This window comes from Gordonibacter sp. RACS_AR68 (assembly GCF_030418485.1).
GTDB lineage: Bacteria > Actinomycetota > Coriobacteriia > Coriobacteriales > Eggerthellaceae > Gordonibacter > Gordonibacter urolithinfaciens.
Map to the genome: position 1 here is coordinate 660,065 of NZ_JAIPUP010000001.1, position 15,128 is coordinate 675,192.

The 15,128-nt window shown below is 66.2% G+C and carries 13 protein-coding genes; 8 read left to right on the top strand and 5 right to left on the bottom strand.

Annotated elements, in window-relative coordinates:
- Positions 1-408: 408 nt before the first annotated feature.
- The 5 genes from K9U15_RS02825 (at position 409) to K9U15_RS02845 (ending at position 6,482) form a co-directional block, all read left to right on the top strand.
- Positions 409-1,104: a cytochrome c3 family protein gene (locus K9U15_RS02825; protein ID WP_301155576.1), complete on the top strand. Its 696-nt coding sequence runs from the start codon at positions 409-411 to the stop codon at positions 1,102-1,104.
- Positions 1,097-2,836: an FAD-binding protein gene (locus tag K9U15_RS02830; RefSeq protein WP_301155577.1), complete on the top strand. Its 1,740-nt coding sequence runs from the start codon at positions 1,097-1,099 to the stop codon at positions 2,834-2,836. Before K9U15_RS02825 ends, K9U15_RS02830 begins: the two co-directional genes overlap by 8 nt.
- 257 nt (positions 2,837-3,093) lie before the next feature.
- Positions 3,094-4,554, top strand: a complete 1,461-nt coding sequence (locus K9U15_RS02835; RefSeq protein ID WP_301155578.1) for a LuxR family transcriptional regulator — start codon at positions 3,094-3,096, stop codon at positions 4,552-4,554.
- Entirely contained in the window at positions 4,551-5,069 is a 519-nt protein-coding gene (locus tag K9U15_RS02840) for a metallophosphoesterase family protein (protein WP_301155579.1), read from the top strand. Before K9U15_RS02835 ends, K9U15_RS02840 begins: the two co-directional genes overlap by 4 nt.
- Before the next feature lie 102 nt (positions 5,070-5,171).
- Entirely contained in the window at positions 5,172-6,482 is a 1,311-nt protein-coding gene (locus tag K9U15_RS02845) for a hypothetical protein (RefSeq protein WP_301155580.1), read from the top strand.
- Between the two features lie 146 nt (positions 6,483-6,628).
- Here K9U15_RS02845 and K9U15_RS02850 read toward each other — a convergent pair whose 3' ends face one another.
- Both K9U15_RS02850 and ngr read right to left on the bottom strand, forming a co-directional pair.
- Positions 6,629-7,201, bottom strand: coding sequence for a carbonic anhydrase (locus tag K9U15_RS02850; protein WP_123672720.1), 573 nt, complete (start codon positions 7,199-7,201; stop codon positions 6,629-6,631).
- Between the two features lie 321 nt (positions 7,202-7,522).
- Complete coding sequence (gene ngr / locus K9U15_RS02855) at positions 7,523-8,131, bottom strand: nigerythrin (RefSeq protein WP_157004667.1); 609 nt, start codon at positions 8,129-8,131, stop codon at positions 7,523-7,525.
- A 639-nt stretch (positions 8,132-8,770) separates the two neighbouring features.
- Here ngr and K9U15_RS02860 point away from each other — a divergent pair.
- The 3 genes from K9U15_RS02860 (at position 8,771) to K9U15_RS02870 (ending at position 13,273) form a co-directional block, all read left to right on the top strand.
- The gene (locus tag K9U15_RS02860; protein WP_301155581.1) at positions 8,771-10,261 is read left to right on the top strand and encodes an aminopeptidase; all 1,491 of its coding nucleotides are present in this window, start codon (positions 8,771-8,773) and stop codon (positions 10,259-10,261) included.
- Between the two features lie 167 nt (positions 10,262-10,428).
- A complete protein-coding gene (locus tag K9U15_RS02865; RefSeq protein ID WP_301155582.1) occupies positions 10,429-11,820 on the top strand; it encodes a sodium-dependent transporter in 1,392 nt (463 codons plus the stop codon).
- 88 nt (positions 11,821-11,908) lie between these two features.
- Entirely contained in the window at positions 11,909-13,273 is a 1,365-nt protein-coding gene (locus K9U15_RS02870; RefSeq protein ID WP_301155583.1) for an RNA-binding domain-containing protein, read from the top strand.
- A 17-nt stretch (positions 13,274-13,290) separates the two neighbouring features.
- Here the strand turns inward: K9U15_RS02870 and K9U15_RS02875 are convergent, their stop codons facing one another.
- The 3 genes from K9U15_RS02875 to K9U15_RS14505 all read right to left on the bottom strand — a co-directional run bounded on the left by K9U15_RS02875 (position 13,291) and on the right by K9U15_RS14505 (position 15,076).
- A complete protein-coding gene (locus K9U15_RS02875; protein WP_301155584.1) occupies positions 13,291-14,310 on the bottom strand; it encodes a 4Fe-4S binding protein in 1,020 nt (339 codons plus the stop codon).
- A gap of 185 nt (positions 14,311-14,495) precedes the next feature.
- Positions 14,496-14,741, bottom strand: coding sequence for a 4Fe-4S binding protein (locus K9U15_RS02880; protein WP_301155585.1), 246 nt, complete (start codon positions 14,739-14,741; stop codon positions 14,496-14,498).
- Entirely contained in the window at positions 14,738-15,076 is a 339-nt protein-coding gene (locus K9U15_RS14505; RefSeq protein WP_367316861.1) for a 4Fe-4S binding protein, read from the bottom strand. The genes K9U15_RS02880 and K9U15_RS14505 overlap by 4 nt, the downstream gene beginning before the upstream one ends.
- Positions 15,077-15,128: the final 52 nt, after the last annotated feature.

A 15,128-nucleotide genomic window follows, 5' to 3' on the forward strand; every position in this document is an offset into this window, starting at 1 on the left:
TCTTGCCCAATCCTTGTGTATCCGCCGTGCCGATCTTGCCGGTATCTTGCATATCCGCCATGCACACCTTGCCGTTATCTTGCACGCCTTTGGCGCAGTTGCCGCATGGAGCGTCGACACCCCTGCGGCCGTAGGCGAAACGAGGCCCCTCCGCCGCTGCGGCGGGTGGCTTCGGCCGTGCACCCCCCCCCGACAACGGGAGGCTTTGGCTGCGCTCTCTCCTCGGCAACGGGCGGCTGCTTCTTCGGAGGGTGGTTCCCCTCCGTGCCATTCCCTTTCCATTTAAACCTCTCACCAGCAAAAACGTAAAAATGCCCCCACGGGGGTAATGGTCGGTTGCTCCGCTGGCCTGCATGATGCGGCCGAAGGGTTTCACCGATCGAACCAGAGAAGGAGAAGGAGGAGGACATGGTCGACAAGGATAGCGCAGACGGCGCGATCGGGGCTCCGAGTGCCCCGGCTGCTCCCGGTGCCGACAGCGCCCCGGGCGCCTCGAGTGCCCCTGGCACCCCGGCAGCCGGTGCCTCGCAGGATGCCAACCCGGCTGCCCCCGCGCCGAAACGCGCGCGGCGCGGCGTCATCGTGGCGGGCGTCATCGTGGCGGTGGTGCTGGTAGCCGGCATTGGGGCGTGGGTGTGGCATGAGCAGCCCAGCTTCTGCAACGCCATCTGCCACAGCCCCATGGACAAGTACGTGGAGACGTACAGCGAGGGCGACCCGGGCAAGCTGGTCACGCAGCATGCGGCGGCCGGCGACACATGCCTGAGCTGCCACGAGGCCGAGTTCGCCACGCAGGTGTCCGAGGCAATGGCATGGGCGAGCGACAGCTATCCGATGGACGAGGCCACGGGCATGTTGGCCACGGGCAAGGAGTTCGCCTCCGAGGAGTTCTGCGCGCGCAGCGGCTGCCACAGCATGGACGAGGTGGTTGCAGGCACCTGGGGCTTCGAGGGCAACGACGAGAAGTACAACCCGCACTCCAGCCACCAGGACTACGCGCTTGAATGCGGCGACTGCCATAAGGTGCATGAGAAGAGCACGCTCGTGTGCAACGAATGCCATGCGCTGACCGCGCCCGAGGGATGGGAGGCTCCCAATGAGTAACGAGCGCAGCGGACTTTCGCGCCGCAGCTTCCTCAAGGGAGCGGGCATCACCGCGCTGGGCGCCGCCGCGGCGAGCGCGCTGGCCGGGTGCGGCAACGGCTACGCCGTCGATGCCGCCGCAGCCCCCGCTAACGCACGCGTCGGGGAGACGGGCACGCCAACCTGGCTGGGATCGGCGCCCGAGGTGCCCGAGGCCGATATCGCCGAGACGCTGGACGTGGAGGTGTTGGTGGTGGGCTGCCGCACCGGTGGGCTGCCGGCCATCATCTCCGCCGCCGAGAACGGCGCTCGCGTGCTGGGCATCGACCGCGTGTCCAAGGTGGCGAACCCGCGCGAGGACATCGGCGCCATCGACTCTGCTCTGCAGAAGGCGTCGTTCGCAGAGTATCCCCAGTTCGAGATCGACAAGATGGAGGCCGTGGAGGACATTGTCCGCTATGCCAACGGCTTCATCAACTACGACCTGGTGAAGCTGTGGGCGAACGAGTCCGGCCCCATGCTGGACTGGATCACCGGCATCGTGGAGCGCGACGGCCGCATGGTCATGAACTTCGAGGGCTCCATCGGCACGACGGGACAGGGCGCGCGCGACAAGGCGTGGGCCACCGGCCACAGTCCCGAAAAAACTGCCCTCTCGAAGGACGACAAGAGCTTCAGCTTCGGCGTGTCGCTCATGGAATACGCGCAGGAGAAGGGCGCCGAGTTCCGCTGGAACACCGAGCTGGTGAAGTGCGAGCAGGATGGCTCCGGCCGCGTGACCGGCGTGATCGCCCGTGATGTGAACGACCGCCACTACCTGCGCATCAACGCCAGCAAGGGCGTCATCCTATCCACGGGCGGCTACGGCAACAACCTGGAGATGATGGAGGCGCGCCAGCCGTGGAACCAGGCGCTGCGCATCGCGGCTCCCGGCAAGGGCGGCAACCCCACCGGCGACGGCATCAAGGCGGCTCTGTGGGCAGGCGGCCAGATGGACCCGCTCGGCGCGGCGTGCACGTTCAACCGTGCGTGCTGCAAGCCCGACCAGACGGCTGGCAACGGCACGGTGGGCGAGTGGTTCTGGTTCGGCGAGCAGCCGTTCATGAAGGTGAACCTGAACGGCAACCGCTTCTGCAACGAGTCCGGCCCCTACGACTACATGCTGCATTCGGCCTATATGCAGCCGCACCACACGTACTGCGACATCTGGGACGCGAATTACGCCGAGCAGGTGCGCCAGATGAACGAGGTGGGCTGCTGCCGCCTGTACCCGTTCGACAACGGCGCGCCGTCGAACCGCACCATCGAGTCCATGGCCTCCGAGTTCGAGAAGCTCATCGAGGCCGGTTACATCCAGCAGGCCGACACCATGGAGGAGCTGGCCGAGAAGCTGAACATCCCCGTGGAGAATACGGTGAAGTCGTGGCAGCGCTACAACCACCTTGCCGAGCAAGGGCGCGACGAGGACTACAACAAGGAGGCGTACCGCCTGATGAAGCTGGACACGCCGCCGTTCTACGGCGTGCGCACCGGCGCCTGGTTCCTGGCCACGCTCGACGGCGTGATGATCGACACGGATATGCATCCCGTGCGCGAAGACGGCACACCGGTGGAGGGCCTGTACCTGACCGGCGACTGCTCGGGCGGCTTTTTCAGCGTGAGCTATCCGAACCTGTTCACGGGCCTGGCCTGCGGTCGCACGATGACCTTCGGCCGCCGCGCCGGCATGCTGGCCGCCACCGGCCAGGCATAGAGCCTGCTGGCCGTGCCCGCCGGCAACCGCAGCCGGCCGGCCCCCCGCGGCTTCCGGGCGGCGCGCTTCCCTTCGCGCCGCCCGTGCCACCCGCCAACCCCTGCGGCAGGCTCGGACTCTTTCCCTCTTTCACCCGAGCCTGCCGCTTTCCCTCCCTTCGGCGACGCCCCGCCACTCCTCCGGGGCGTCGCCGTCTGCTGTGCCTTGCCGGCAGCTGCGCACCTGTTGGGGAAGCCGTGCATGCTACAATGGCGGACATGACCGCTTCCCCGGAACAAGCCCCCTCCCTGTTCGCCGCGCCGTTCTGGCGGGTGTGTGCGGCGCTTCTGTGCGTGCTGCTCACCACGTCGCTCATGAATGTGGTGGTGTTCCCGCGCTTTGACGCGGTGTTCACCTACGCTCGCGACGTGTCCGTGCTGGCCAATGCCGCTACGCTCATTGCGGTGGGCCTTGTGGCCACGTTCAGGCCGCCGCTTCTGCGCATGCGAGCGCTCACGGCGGGTTGCCTCGTGCTGCTTGCGGTGGGCTCGGCACTGCTGCCGGCAGGGCTGTACGCCGGCAGCGCGGTGGCGCTTACCGCCGCAGCTTGCGCGCTGTCCATCGGGCGTGGATGGGCCATCGTGATGGTGGGTGCGGCAGCCTCGCGCTTGGAGGTGCGCCAGGCGGGAGCTTGCATTGCGTTGGCGTTCGTCGCGGAATACGCGGTGACGGCCCTGGTGTGGGTGATTCCGGCGGGGGCGGGCACGGTGCTGTTCGCGCTGCTGCCCTTCGCCACGGTGGCCCTGGTGTGGCGCTTGGCGCAGCCCGTGCTTCAAGCTACGGAGTGTGGCGAGGCGCCGGCCGATTTCTCCGTCACCCAGCCCTCCACGTTTCTGCCGCTGGCCAGCCAATTGTTCGTGTGCCTGTTCCTGTTCCGCGTGGCGTTCGGCTACTCGTTGCGCTTCGGCGAGGTGGGCGGCGTGCCGGTATCCGACTTCCTGGGTATCGTTCCCGTGGCGACGGTGGCGCTGTATGTGCTGTTGTCGCGCCGAACGTTTCCGGCCGATCTGCTGGCGCAGGTTTCTGTGCTGCTGGTGGTGGCTGGGTTCCTGGTGGTGTCGGCCGGCGGCGCATACGCGGCTGTGGGAAGCGTGACGCTGCTCGCGGCCGGCAACGCGCTGTTCGACATGGTGGCGTGGCTCGTGCTCATTGCCGTGGCGGGGCGCAACCCGCGTGCGGCCGTGGCCACGTTCGCCTGGGGCCGCGGTGTGTCCGGGCTGGGTTCCACCGCGGGTGCAGCGCTGGGCGTGTGGTCGAACGACCTGTTCGGCACAGGGTCTCCGGCGGTCGATTTCGTCACGGGCACGCTGATCCTCGTGTTCGTGGGCTATGCGCTCATCGGGCTCAAGCACTTCAGCTTCGCCGAGACTATCGCGGGCGTCACGCCGGTGGACCAGGCGGTTGCGAAGTCGCCCGAGCAGGAGTTCGCGGAGCGTTGCCACACGCTGGCCGAGCGCTACGGCTTGAGCCCGCGCGAGCTGGAGGTATTCATGATGCTGGCGCGCGGGCGCGACCGCGCCTACATCCAAGAACAGCTGGTCGTGTCGCGCAACACCGTGAAGGCCCACGTCAAGCACGTGTACGCCAAGCTGGATATCCACACGCACCAGGATTTGATCGACCTGGTGGAGGAGGAGCGCGCCGAAAGCGGGCGCGCGTCGGAAAGGAGTGCGCTATGACCGTCATCGGCATCATCTCGGATACGCACGGACAGCTGCCGGAGGCGGCGTATGTGGCCTTGGCCGACAGCGACCACATCATCCACGCGGGCGACATCGGCAACCCGCCCATCCTCCGCGAGCTGGAAACGCTGGCGCCCGTGACGGCGGTGCTGGGGAACAACGACTTCGACGAGTACGGGCAGGCGGTCAGCCGTTTCGCGCATCCCGTCATCGACGGCGTGAGGTTCCTGGTGGCCCACTACCCGCGCGACGTGAAGATAAACTTCGCGGGCTCGGGGGCGCTCGCGCCGGGCGATCCCATTCCCCAGGTGTGCGTCCACGGGCATACGCACGTGCCCGAGATCGTCACCGGCCCCGAGGCACGGCCGGCCACGTACGTCGTGTGCCCCGGAGCCGCGTTCCGCCCGCGCGGCGGTTTTCCCCGCTGCATCGCCAAGATCGACGTGGCCGACGGCCGCGTGAACAGCGTGCGTGTGGAAGCGCTAACGGGCGAGGTGCTGCTGGAGGCGTGAGGCGGGCGGCGGGGAGCCGCTATAATAGGCTCCGAAAGGCATGCCGCACGATGGAAGGGCCGTGGCGGCGGAGCGCGAAACGCAACAACGAGAGGCGGCGGCATGGCGGAAGGGTACAGCGCGATTGCGCGCACGGTTGCTCATATTATGGAGGCGGACTACGCGGGACAGCCCGAGTGCGCCCCGTGCGGTGGAGCGTGGTCGTGGCTGGCCGCGCTCGCGGAGGCCGAAGCGGCGGGTGCGCTCGACGACGAGCTGTTCGTGCAAGGCGTGAGGCGCTACTTGGCAGGGTTCCAAGATCCAGGCCTGGCATTCGAGGCGTCTGCAAAGGCTGATTTTCGACCGACGACGTGCGGTTTCTCGGTGCGTCGCCATGGCGACGCACTCTACGTGACCGAGGTGCGCGAAGACGACCGCCTCGCGCCCGGCGACGCCGTGGGCCTGCTGGACGGTCGGACGCCGGACGAGCACTTGGCAAGCCTGCCGGGCAACCCCGTGAACGGCGACGATCCCGAGCGCCAGCTCTGGGACGAGGAAGTCGCGCGGTGCATGCGCGTGCTGGTGCGCCATGCCGACGGCGCCGAGGAGGACCTGCCGGTGGAGCGCTTCCCGCGCCCTGGTCTCGCGGCGAGCCTGCGGCCTCCGACCATCGAGCTGCATGAGGGCGCAGGACCGCACGGCAACGAGCGGGCGGTGGTCATCGCGGCGCACCACTTCGCGGACGCATCGGTGCTGCAGGCAATGCAGGGCCGTTTCGATGACATCCAGCGCGCCGACCGCGTGATCGTGGACATCCGCGATGCGGGGGAGGGCATGATCGGCAACGCGTTCGGCCTGATGGCGCTTTTCTTCGACCGAGAGGTCAACCTGAGGGACCTCATGGGCCAGCAGATCGTCTACACGCGCTACACCGAGCGCAACGCACGGTTGCGCGCACGTCAGCTCACGCGCCTGCTGGAAATGAGCGATGAGGCGGGGAGGGCCTGGGTGCAGGCCGAGATCGATCACGTGGCCGCCTGCGCAGGCCAAGGCTTCGTGAAGGAGGCGGAGCTCGAGGAGGACATGCTGTTCCCGCCGGCCCCCGCGGGGCAGAGGACGCTGCTGCTCACCGACGTGCGCACGAGCGGCCCGGCCGAGCGGCTGGCGGCCATCGCCCGACGCGCCGCCGCGCAGGGCTGCGGCAAGGTGCGCTCCGTGGGCCGTGCGACGCGGGGCAGCCTGGACTACGCGAACCTCGTAGTCGCGCCGCTCGATGAAAGGTTCTCGCTCGTGTATCCCATAGCCAAGACGGAGGCAGCCCACGAGGGCCGCGGCCTGCGGGGCCGGGGTCTCGCGCCTGACGTGCACGTGCCGTTCACGCCCGAGGAATGCACGCGTGACCTGGTGTTGGAGCAGGCGCTTGTCGAGCCGTAGGCCGAAGGGTAGGGAAACGCGAACGAACACGCGGGATGCGAACCGGCGGGCGGGATGCGAGCGGGCGTGCGACGCCGAGGGAGAGCGCGGTGAGATGGATACGGAAGGCGCACAAGCCGTTTGCCCAGGCTCCTCGCTTGTGTCTGCTACGCCACTGCCACCAGCTCGCCGGTGACGGAGTCCATCACGAAGCCGGCCACGCGCACGTGGGGCGGCATGACGGGATGGTTGCGGATGAGGTCGACGCTCTTGCGCACGGACTCCTCGGTGTCGCCGAAGCCGGCGAGCCAGCGGTCGAAGTCGATGCCGCAGTGGCGCGCGAACTCGATGCGCTGCTCCGATACGCCCAAGCGGCGCATGCTGTCGATCATGGCCGCCCCGCTCATATGCTGTGCCCCGCAGTTCGTGTGCGCCACGACCATGATATCCTCTACGCCCAGCTCGCACACGGCGATCAGCAGCGAGCGCATGACGCTGCCGAAGGGGTGCGCCACCTCGGCGCCGGCCACCTTGATGATCTTCGCATCGCCGTTCTTCAGCCCGAGCGCCGCCGCCAGAAGCTCGGTGAGCCGCGTGTCCATGCACGAGACCACGGCCAACTTCTTGTCGGGGTACTTGTCGGTCGCATAGCGCGCGAACTCGCCGCCTTCCACGAACGCCCGGTTGTGCGCGAGCACGCTGTCGATGGTCCCGCTCCCGGTTCCGTCCTCCTGGCCCATGATGCCGCCTTCCCTCCGTTTTTTCGGTCGCCTCCATGGTAGCCCATTTGCCGTGCGGCAAAAGAAGAACAGATGTTTCACGTGAAACATCTGGAAAGATGGCGGCGGAACACGGCCGAAAAGGTGCTTGCGACTTCGGGGATGCGACCTCGCGATCGGGACGATGGTGCGGAGGGGCCATTGTACGGGCAAGTTGCTCCCAGTAGGTACGAGGCTTAGCAGCGCTTGCAACTCCGCGCATACGAGAGCGACCGCCGGCAGGCGGTCGCTCTCGGGGAAATGTGCGCTCGGCGGGAAGGCGAGCGCGGTTGCTCGCGCGGCTTAGAACGCGGTGAACGTGGCCTTCGGGCAGAAGCAGATGGGGCACTTTTCGAAATCCTCGCCCTTGTGGATGTAGCCGCAGATGGGGCAGAGGTAGAACGCGTCGTCGTCGGCGGCGTCGAGGTCGTTGTACGCGGCCAGGTAGCGCTCGGCATGCACGGACTCGGCCAGCTTGGCGCGGGTGAACACCTGGACGGCCTTCGCATTGCCCTCTTCCTGGGCCTTCTTGATGAATGCCGGGTACATGTCGGACGTCTCGTAGATCTCGCCGCAGGCACCGGAGATGAGGTTCAGGTCCGTGGCCTCGCCAGAGCAGTCGGGGGCGGCGGGCTTCTCGAAGTCAGGCTCGATCTCGCTCACGAGGGCGTACTCGAGGCCGATGTGAATCTGCTCGGCGGCCGACGTGGCCTCGAACAGGCGAGCGATCTGGTCGTAGCCCTGCTCCTTGGCGGCCTTGGCGAAGGCGGCGTACTTGGCGGAGGCGCCGGTCTCGCCACCGATGGCGGCCTTCAGGTTGTCGAGCGTGGTGCCGACGGCGGTTTCGCTGCCGGTGGCGATGCTGAAGTTGTTGCAGTTGTCAGCGGTGGGAATCTGGGCGCGTACCTTCATAGGTGCATTCTCCTTCTCGTCTGTTCGTGCTCCCATTGTTTCTCTTAATGAGAATCAATCTCAATAAGCATCATACCGCGGACGAGAATGCGATGCAAGAGGATAATCGAATTCACCCGCGTCTCCTTGGAACATTCACAGTTTGACCCTGAGGAGGAGCGCGGGTGGGGTTGCGAGAGGGGGTGCGGAAAGGCGAGCGCGAGGGGACGGGCGTGGTGAGAGCGGGCGAAAGGAAACAGGTGCGGAAGGGTGGCTCGAGGAGGGAGCGCGAGGAGAAACGGGCGCGGGCTTAGGTTGCTCCGAGGAGGCGCCCTGCGGCTCCTTGCCTTCTTTCGGCACAATAATGACAGCTTTTATACCGGTAGCCCGTTGGAAACGGTTCTGTGGCACGTGATGGGATATAAACGCTAGGTGTTTTCCCTGTTCGTAGAGAACAGGTTTGATGGTCAGGCGATTGGCATGTCAAAAACCGGTGAAAACTGTGTTTGAAACGCCATATGGCGCGGCTTGGTACGTCGCGAAACAGACGGCGCCTTTCCTCTGCAAAGAAACGATGGCAATCGGCATTTCGGCGGTGCATTTGGCGGATAATAGGCGCGATCGAAGAAAACCGGCGCACCCGATGTGAAAGGAAGCAGCATGGAACATGACGTGGCATGGAAGAAGTACGACGAGGCCGACCTCGAGGCGCTCGAGCAGCTGGCGTCCGAGTACATCGACTTCATCTCGGACAACAAGACGGAGCGCGAGTGCGCCGCCGCCGCAATCGCGCTGGCCGAGGAGCGCGGCTACCGCTCGCTCGATGAGGCCGTGCGCGAGGGCCGCGCGCTGCGCGCCGGCGACAAGGTGTGGGCGCAGGCGCACGGCAAGGCGCTCATTTTGGCGCACCTGGGCTCGGTGCCGCTTGCGGAGGGCTTCAACATCCTGGGCGCGCACATCGACTCCCCGCGCCTCGACCTCAAGCAGAACCCGTTCTCGGAGAGCAACGGCCTGGCGCACCTCGACACGCACTATTACGGCGGCATCAAGAACTACCAGTGGGTCACGCTGCCGCTTGCGCTGCACGGCGTGATTGCCAAGACGGACGGCACGGTGGTCGAGGTGAACGTGGGAGAGGACGCGGGCGACCCCGTGTTCTGCGTGACCGACCTGCTCATCCACCTGGCGGGCAAGCAGATGGGCAAGAAGGCGAGCGAGGTCGTGGAAGGCGAGGACCTGGATATCCTGATAGGGAACCGCCCGCTGGTCATCGAGAAGGACGAGGCTGACGGCGCGGATGACGGAGATGCCGCCGCGGGCGCCGACCCCGCTGCCACTGAGGCCGACGCTGCCGACAGGCCGGTGTACGAGAAGCTGGCCGAGAAAGAGCCGGTGAAGGCGTTCGCGCTCAAGCTGCTGGCCGAGAAGTACGGCATTGCGGAAGAGGACTTCCTGTCGGCCGAGATCGAGGCCGTGCCGGCCGGGCGTGCCCGCGATCTCGGGTTCGACCGCAGCATGGTCATCGGCTACGGGCAGGACGACCGCGTGTGCGCTTACACGTCGCTCGCAGCGCAGCTTGCGCTAGCCGACGCCGCGCTGGAGAAGACCGGCATGTGCGTGCTGGTGGACAAGGAGGAGATCGGCAGCGTGGGCGCCACGGGCATGGCGTCGCAGTTCTTCGAGAACGCCGTTGCCGAGATCATGGAGCTGGCGGGCGAGGGCGGCCCGCTGCTGCTGCGCCGCGCGCTGGCGGCGTCGAGCATGCTGTCGTCCGACGTGTCCGCCGGCTTCGATCCCGCCTACGCCGCCGCGTTCGAGGCGAAGAACAGCGCGTATCTGGGCCGCGGCCTCGTGTTCAACAAGTACACGGGCTCGCGCGGCAAGAGCGGCTCCAACGACGCGAGCGCCGAGTACGTGGCGCGCATCCGCCGCGTCATGGGCGATGCGGGCGTGTCGTTCCAGACCGCCGAGCTGGGCAAGGTCGACGTGGGCGGCGGCGGAACCATCGCCTACATCCCCGCCAAGTACGGCATGGACGTCATCGACTCGGGCGTGCCGGTGCTGTCGATGCACGCCCCCTGGGAGGTCACGAGCAAAGCCGACATCTACGAGGCCTTCAAAGGCTACAAGGCGTTCCTGAAGAACGTGTAGGTTCGTTTGACGGCTTGGCATGCTGGCTTCCGCCCGCATGCCAAGCCGTTTGCTGTGTCCTCGGCTCGCGCGTTGGCCTGGCAGGCGTTTTCCGCTACACTTTCCCGGTTGCATTCGTGCGCTCGGCGAGGTGGAACCGCCGGGTGCTTTTCGATAAGCGAGGATTCATGGTTCGAGAAAAATTCGGCTCGCGTTTGGGGTTCATCCTGATCAGCGCGGGTTGTGCGATCGGGTTGGGCAACGTGTGGCGCTTCCCCTACATCGCCGGCGAGTACGGCGGGGCGGCGTTCGTGCTCATGTACCTGCTGTTCTTGGTGGTGTTCGCGCTGCCCATCCTGGTGATGGAGTTCGCGGTGGGGCGCGCCAGCCAGAAGGGCATCGCGCGCAGCTTCGACGAGTTGGAGTCGGCGGGCACGAAGTGGCGCCGTTTCAAGTGGCCGGCGCTCGCGGGCAACTACCTGCTCATGATGTTCTACACCACGGTGGCTGGCTGGATGATCGCGTTCATGCTGTTCAGCGGCGCGGGGACGTTCGAGGGCCTGGATGCGGGCGGCGTGGCGGGCGTGTTCGACGGCATGCTGGCCGACCCGGTGCAGATGGTCGCGTTCATGCTGGCCGTGGTGCTGATCGGCGTGCTGGTGACGCGCGCCGGCCTGCGCAACGGCGTGGAGCGCATCACGAAGGTGATGATGATCGCGCTGTTCGCCGTGCTCTCGGTGCTCGTGGTGCGGGCGGTCACGCTGCCGGGCGCGCAGGAGGGCCTCGCATTCTACCTCATGCCCGATTTCGGCAAGCTGTTCGCGGGAGGCTGGGGAACGTTCGCCGACGCCGTGTTCGCGGCCATGGGGCAGGCGTTCTTCACCGTGTCGGTGGGCGTGGGCTCCATGTCCATCTTCGGCAGCTATATCGACAAGCGCTACCGCCTCACGGGCGAGGCGCTGCGCATCGCGGGGCTCGACACGCTCGTGGCGTTCATGGCCGGCCTCATCATCTTCCCCGCGTGCTTCGCGTTCGGCGTGGAGCCGGGAAGCGGCCCGGGCCTCGTGTTCATCACGCTGCCGAGCGTGTTCTCGCAGATGCCGTTCGGGCAGCTGTGGGGAACGCTGTTCTTCCTGTTCATGAGCTTTGCGGCGCTCTCCACGGTCATCGCGGTGTTCGAGAACATCATGAGTTTCAGCATGGACGAGTGGGGCTGGTCGCGCAACAAGGCGTGCCTGGTGAACGGCGTGGCGCTGGCGCTGCTGTCGCTGCCGTGCGTGCTAGGGTTCAACGTGTGGGCGGGCGTGGAGGTGCCGGGCATCGGCAACATCCAGGCCATCGAGGACTTCCTCATGTCGAACAACGTGCTGCCGCTGGGCGCGCTCGTGTTCCTGCTGTTCTGCACCACGCGTCGCGGCTGGGGTTGGGACGCGTTTGTGCGCGAGGCCGACACGGGCGAAGGTGCGCGCTTCCCCCGCTGGGCGCGCGGCTACGTGCGCTTCGCGCTGCCGGCGCTCATCCTGGCCGTGTTCGTGGCGGGGTACGTGCCCATCGTGCAGGTGTGGCTGGGGATGGGGTAGAAGCGTGCTCTCTTGTCGATTCTAACCGATTCTCACCACTATGATGGTCAGAATCGGTTAGAATGATGAGAATCGACAAGCGGCAGTAATGGGAAGGGGCGTTCCTATGCACGAAGGCCCAATGCTCGAACTTAAAAGGGAATGGTCCGACGGCATCAAGAAGACTATTGTCGCCTTCGCCAACAGCGAGGGCGGAACGCTGCTCGTGGGCGTCGATGACGACGGCCGGGTCGTTGGCGTCGAAGACTGTGACCAGTGCATCGTTCGCGTCATGCAGGCTGCGGGGAACGCGGTCAAGCCGGACGTCACCATGTTCGTGCATGCGGAGGTGGAGGAGCGGGAGGGAAAGCCCCTTGTGCGCATCGAGGTTCGTCGTGGGACGGCGCGCCCCTACTACCTTGCCGAAAAGGGGATTCGTCCGGAAGGCGTGTACGTGAGACACGGCGCGCTTTCCGCTCCGGCGTCGGAGGCTGCCATCCTCGCCATGATAAAAGAAGCTGCCGGAGACTCGTACGAGAACGAGCGCTCGCTCGTGCAGGAGCTCACGTTCGAGACGGCTGAGCGGGCGTTTTGCGATGGTGGGGTGCCTTTCGAGGCGCGGCACATGCGGACGCTCGGTTTGACGGACGAAGACGGCCTGTTCACGAACCTTGCCTTGCTGCTGTCCGATCAGTGCCCGGCCACGGTGAAAGCGGCCGTGTTCCAGGGAACGGTCAAAGCCACGTTCTTGGATCGATTCGAGTTCGAGGGGTCGCTTTTTCGCCAGTTCGAAGAGGTGCTGCGCTTCGTGGACCGCTATAACGCCACGCGCTCGGAGATCGGGAGCGACCTGCGGCGCGTGGATGCGCGCGACTACCCTGAAGTGGCAGTGCGCGAGGCGCTGCTCAACATGTTCGTCCATCGGGAGTACGCAATCCCCGGACCGGCTTTGGTGAGCGTGTTCGACGACCGCGTCGAGTTCCTCAATATTGGGGGCCTTCGCCCCGGCATCACCGAAAACGATATGAGAACAGGGGTTTCCGTTTCGCGAAATCCTCGCTTGGCGAACGTGCTGTATCGCCTGAAATGGGTCGAAGCGTACGGGACGGGCGTGCAGAAGATCATGGGCAGCTACGCTAGCTCGGGGCAAACGCCGATCTTCGAGGTAAGCGACAATGCGCTCAAGGTGACGCTCCCCTCGATGCGGGAGGATCGCCACCCACCTGAAGCCGATCGATTTTCCGTGGCCGGGCCTTTCTTCGGCACATCGCCTTCTTCGCCCGATCCTGCGATCTCGCGCGTCGAATACGCCGTTGTGCAGCTTGCGAAAGAGCGCGGCGAGATCACTCGCAAAGACGTGGAGAACGAACTCGGTACCTCCCAATCGGCCGCCATCCGCCTGTTGTCTCGACTGCAGGAGCGCGGCTTGCTATCCCGCGTGGGCAAGGGGAAGAACACGGTGTACCTAGCGTAGCTGGACAGGAAGCGGGGTTACTTTCTTTTCGGCAGCAGTTTGATGTCGATAGCACCGGCAGGGCAGGCTTCCACGCAGGCTCCGCACTTCGAGCATTCGGGGATGCGGGGGCTATGGGGATCGACCTGCTCGGGACATGCGTCGACGCAAACGCGGCAATCCGTGCCAGACGTGCGCAGGCACGCCTCGCGGCGCACACGGGGGCGCAGCGTGCGGTTCGTGCTGGCGATGAGCGACACGAGGGCGCTCACGGGGCATATCTTCGCGCACCATGTGCGTAAGAACACCACCTCCAGCACGAGGATGGCAGGGAAGATGACGAGTCCCCATGACGTTTCGTTGAACTGGAACAGGTGCCAGAGCCCTATGAACGTGGCGAACGTAAGGCCGATGGGGCATACAAGGCAGAACACTGGGAAGCCCAATACGGCCGTGGCGCCCAGTGCGCCCATCAGCGTGGCGTGACGCGTGTCGAGGCGGATGCCGTCACGCTTTCCGCCCACCGGGTCGAGCGCGCAGGTGGGGCAGTGGCGGGCATCGGCGCTCGTGCAGGAGCAAACCTCGTGCGGGGCGCACGCACCTGTGATAGCGTCGGTTTTGCAGGCGCGAGCGCTTTCTGCAGCGGAGGTGATGGCGAGGGGCGAGCGCGGCGCGACGGCGGCATGGTCGTTCGCGTTCTTCGTCGCTGGGATCTCTTCGTCGGCCGGAGAATCGAGCGGTGCCTCGCCCGCCTCATTGCGGCGTGCGCTCGCGTCGGCCTTCGTCTTCGCTCTCTCCCGCAGCTTGAATAACCGCGAAAGCCAAGGGGCGGGGCAGATCCAAGCGCAGAAGGCTTTGCCGACTACCGCCACGGCCACCACCATGCTGACAAGCAGCAGCAACGGATGCAGCATGACCTCGCGTGCGCCCAGCATGGTTTCGAGGGCTCCCAGCGGGCAGAGCGCGGCGACCGCGTCCCATCCAAACGACGAGGGCGTGCCCGTGCCGGTTCGGAAGGCGAGTCCCACCGCCACGAGCGCTACGACGAGCGCGAACACCAGGGCTCGTGCCCTCTTGAAGGGGAGGGCACGAGCTTTCCTGCCTGTTTGCACGCGATTACCGCCTCCGGTTATTTCGCGTGTATCGGTTCGTTTTTCGGGCAAAGCGGCTGCCTTTTCCGCCGCGTCGTCTGAGGCACCGGTGGGGCTTTGCGTCGCCTCGGGCCGCTTTGCGAGGCTTTTCATCAGGCGCTCCTTTCCACGTTGATGCCGCGTTTGCTGCCGCCGGCAAACGACCGATACGTGTTCGAAGGGCAGCGGCATTCGCACACGCCGCATCCGTTGCAGCGGTCGGCGTCCACCACGGGGCGGCCGGAGGCGTCGGCTGACAGCGCATCGTAAGGGCAGGCGTCCACGCACGCGCGACAACTGCCCTGTATCCAGGCGATGCAGCGCTCCTTATCGATGACGGCCGTGCCGATGCGGTTCACGGCGGCGTCGACGCCCGCAACGGCCTCGGTGGGGCAACATCCTCGCAGCGGCCGCAGAAATCGCAGAGCCCTCGATGGAAGTCCATGATGGGCGTGCGCCAGTTCAGGAGGCCGTCCTCCAGAAGCCCAGTGCGGATGCATCTCTGCGGGCACACGGATTCGCAACGGCCGCACTTCAGGCAGAGGGCGCGAAAACGCCCCTCGTCCTGCGCGCTGGGCGGCCGCAGGGGGGTTGCGCCGCTGTCGAGTGTCGTGGCCGCCCCGCCCACGGCGAAGCTCGCGGCGACAAGCGCGCCGCCGGCGACGAGAGATCTGCGTGAGAGCGATAGGGACATGTCGAGGCTCCTTGGAGCGAGGGAGGTCGGAAGGGGAAGAAGGGGTGGTTAG

Bases quoted from the DNA above. Each gene is read 5' to 3' on its own strand.
- K9U15_RS02825 (WP_301155576.1), top strand. From the start codon at position 409: ATGGTCGACAAGGATAGCGCAGACGGCGCGATCGGGGCTCCGAGTGCC.
- K9U15_RS02830 (WP_301155577.1), top strand. From the start codon at position 1,097: ATGAGTAACGAGCGCAGCGGACTTTCGCGCCGCAGCTTCCTCAAGGGA.
- K9U15_RS02835 (WP_301155578.1), top strand. From the start codon at position 3,094: ATGACCGCTTCCCCGGAACAAGCCCCCTCCCTGTTCGCCGCGCCGTTC.
- K9U15_RS02840 (WP_301155579.1), top strand. From the start codon at position 4,551: ATGACCGTCATCGGCATCATCTCGGATACGCACGGACAGCTGCCGGAG.
- K9U15_RS02845 (WP_301155580.1), top strand. From the start codon at position 5,172: ATGGCGGAAGGGTACAGCGCGATTGCGCGCACGGTTGCTCATATTATG.
- K9U15_RS02850 (WP_123672720.1), bottom strand. From the start codon at position 7,201: ATGGGCCAGGAGGACGGAACCGGGAGCGGGACCATCGACAGCGTGCTC.
- ngr (WP_157004667.1), bottom strand. From the start codon at position 8,131: ATGAAGGTACGCGCCCAGATTCCCACCGCTGACAACTGCAACAACTTC.
- K9U15_RS02860 (WP_301155581.1), top strand. From the start codon at position 8,771: ATGGAACATGACGTGGCATGGAAGAAGTACGACGAGGCCGACCTCGAG.
- K9U15_RS02865 (WP_301155582.1), top strand. From the start codon at position 10,429: ATGGTTCGAGAAAAATTCGGCTCGCGTTTGGGGTTCATCCTGATCAGC.
- K9U15_RS02870 (WP_301155583.1), top strand. From the start codon at position 11,909: ATGGGAAGGGGCGTTCCTATGCACGAAGGCCCAATGCTCGAACTTAAA.
- K9U15_RS14505 (WP_367316861.1), bottom strand. From the start codon at position 15,076: ATGTCCCTATCGCTCTCACGCAGATCTCTCGTCGCCGGCGGCGCGCTT.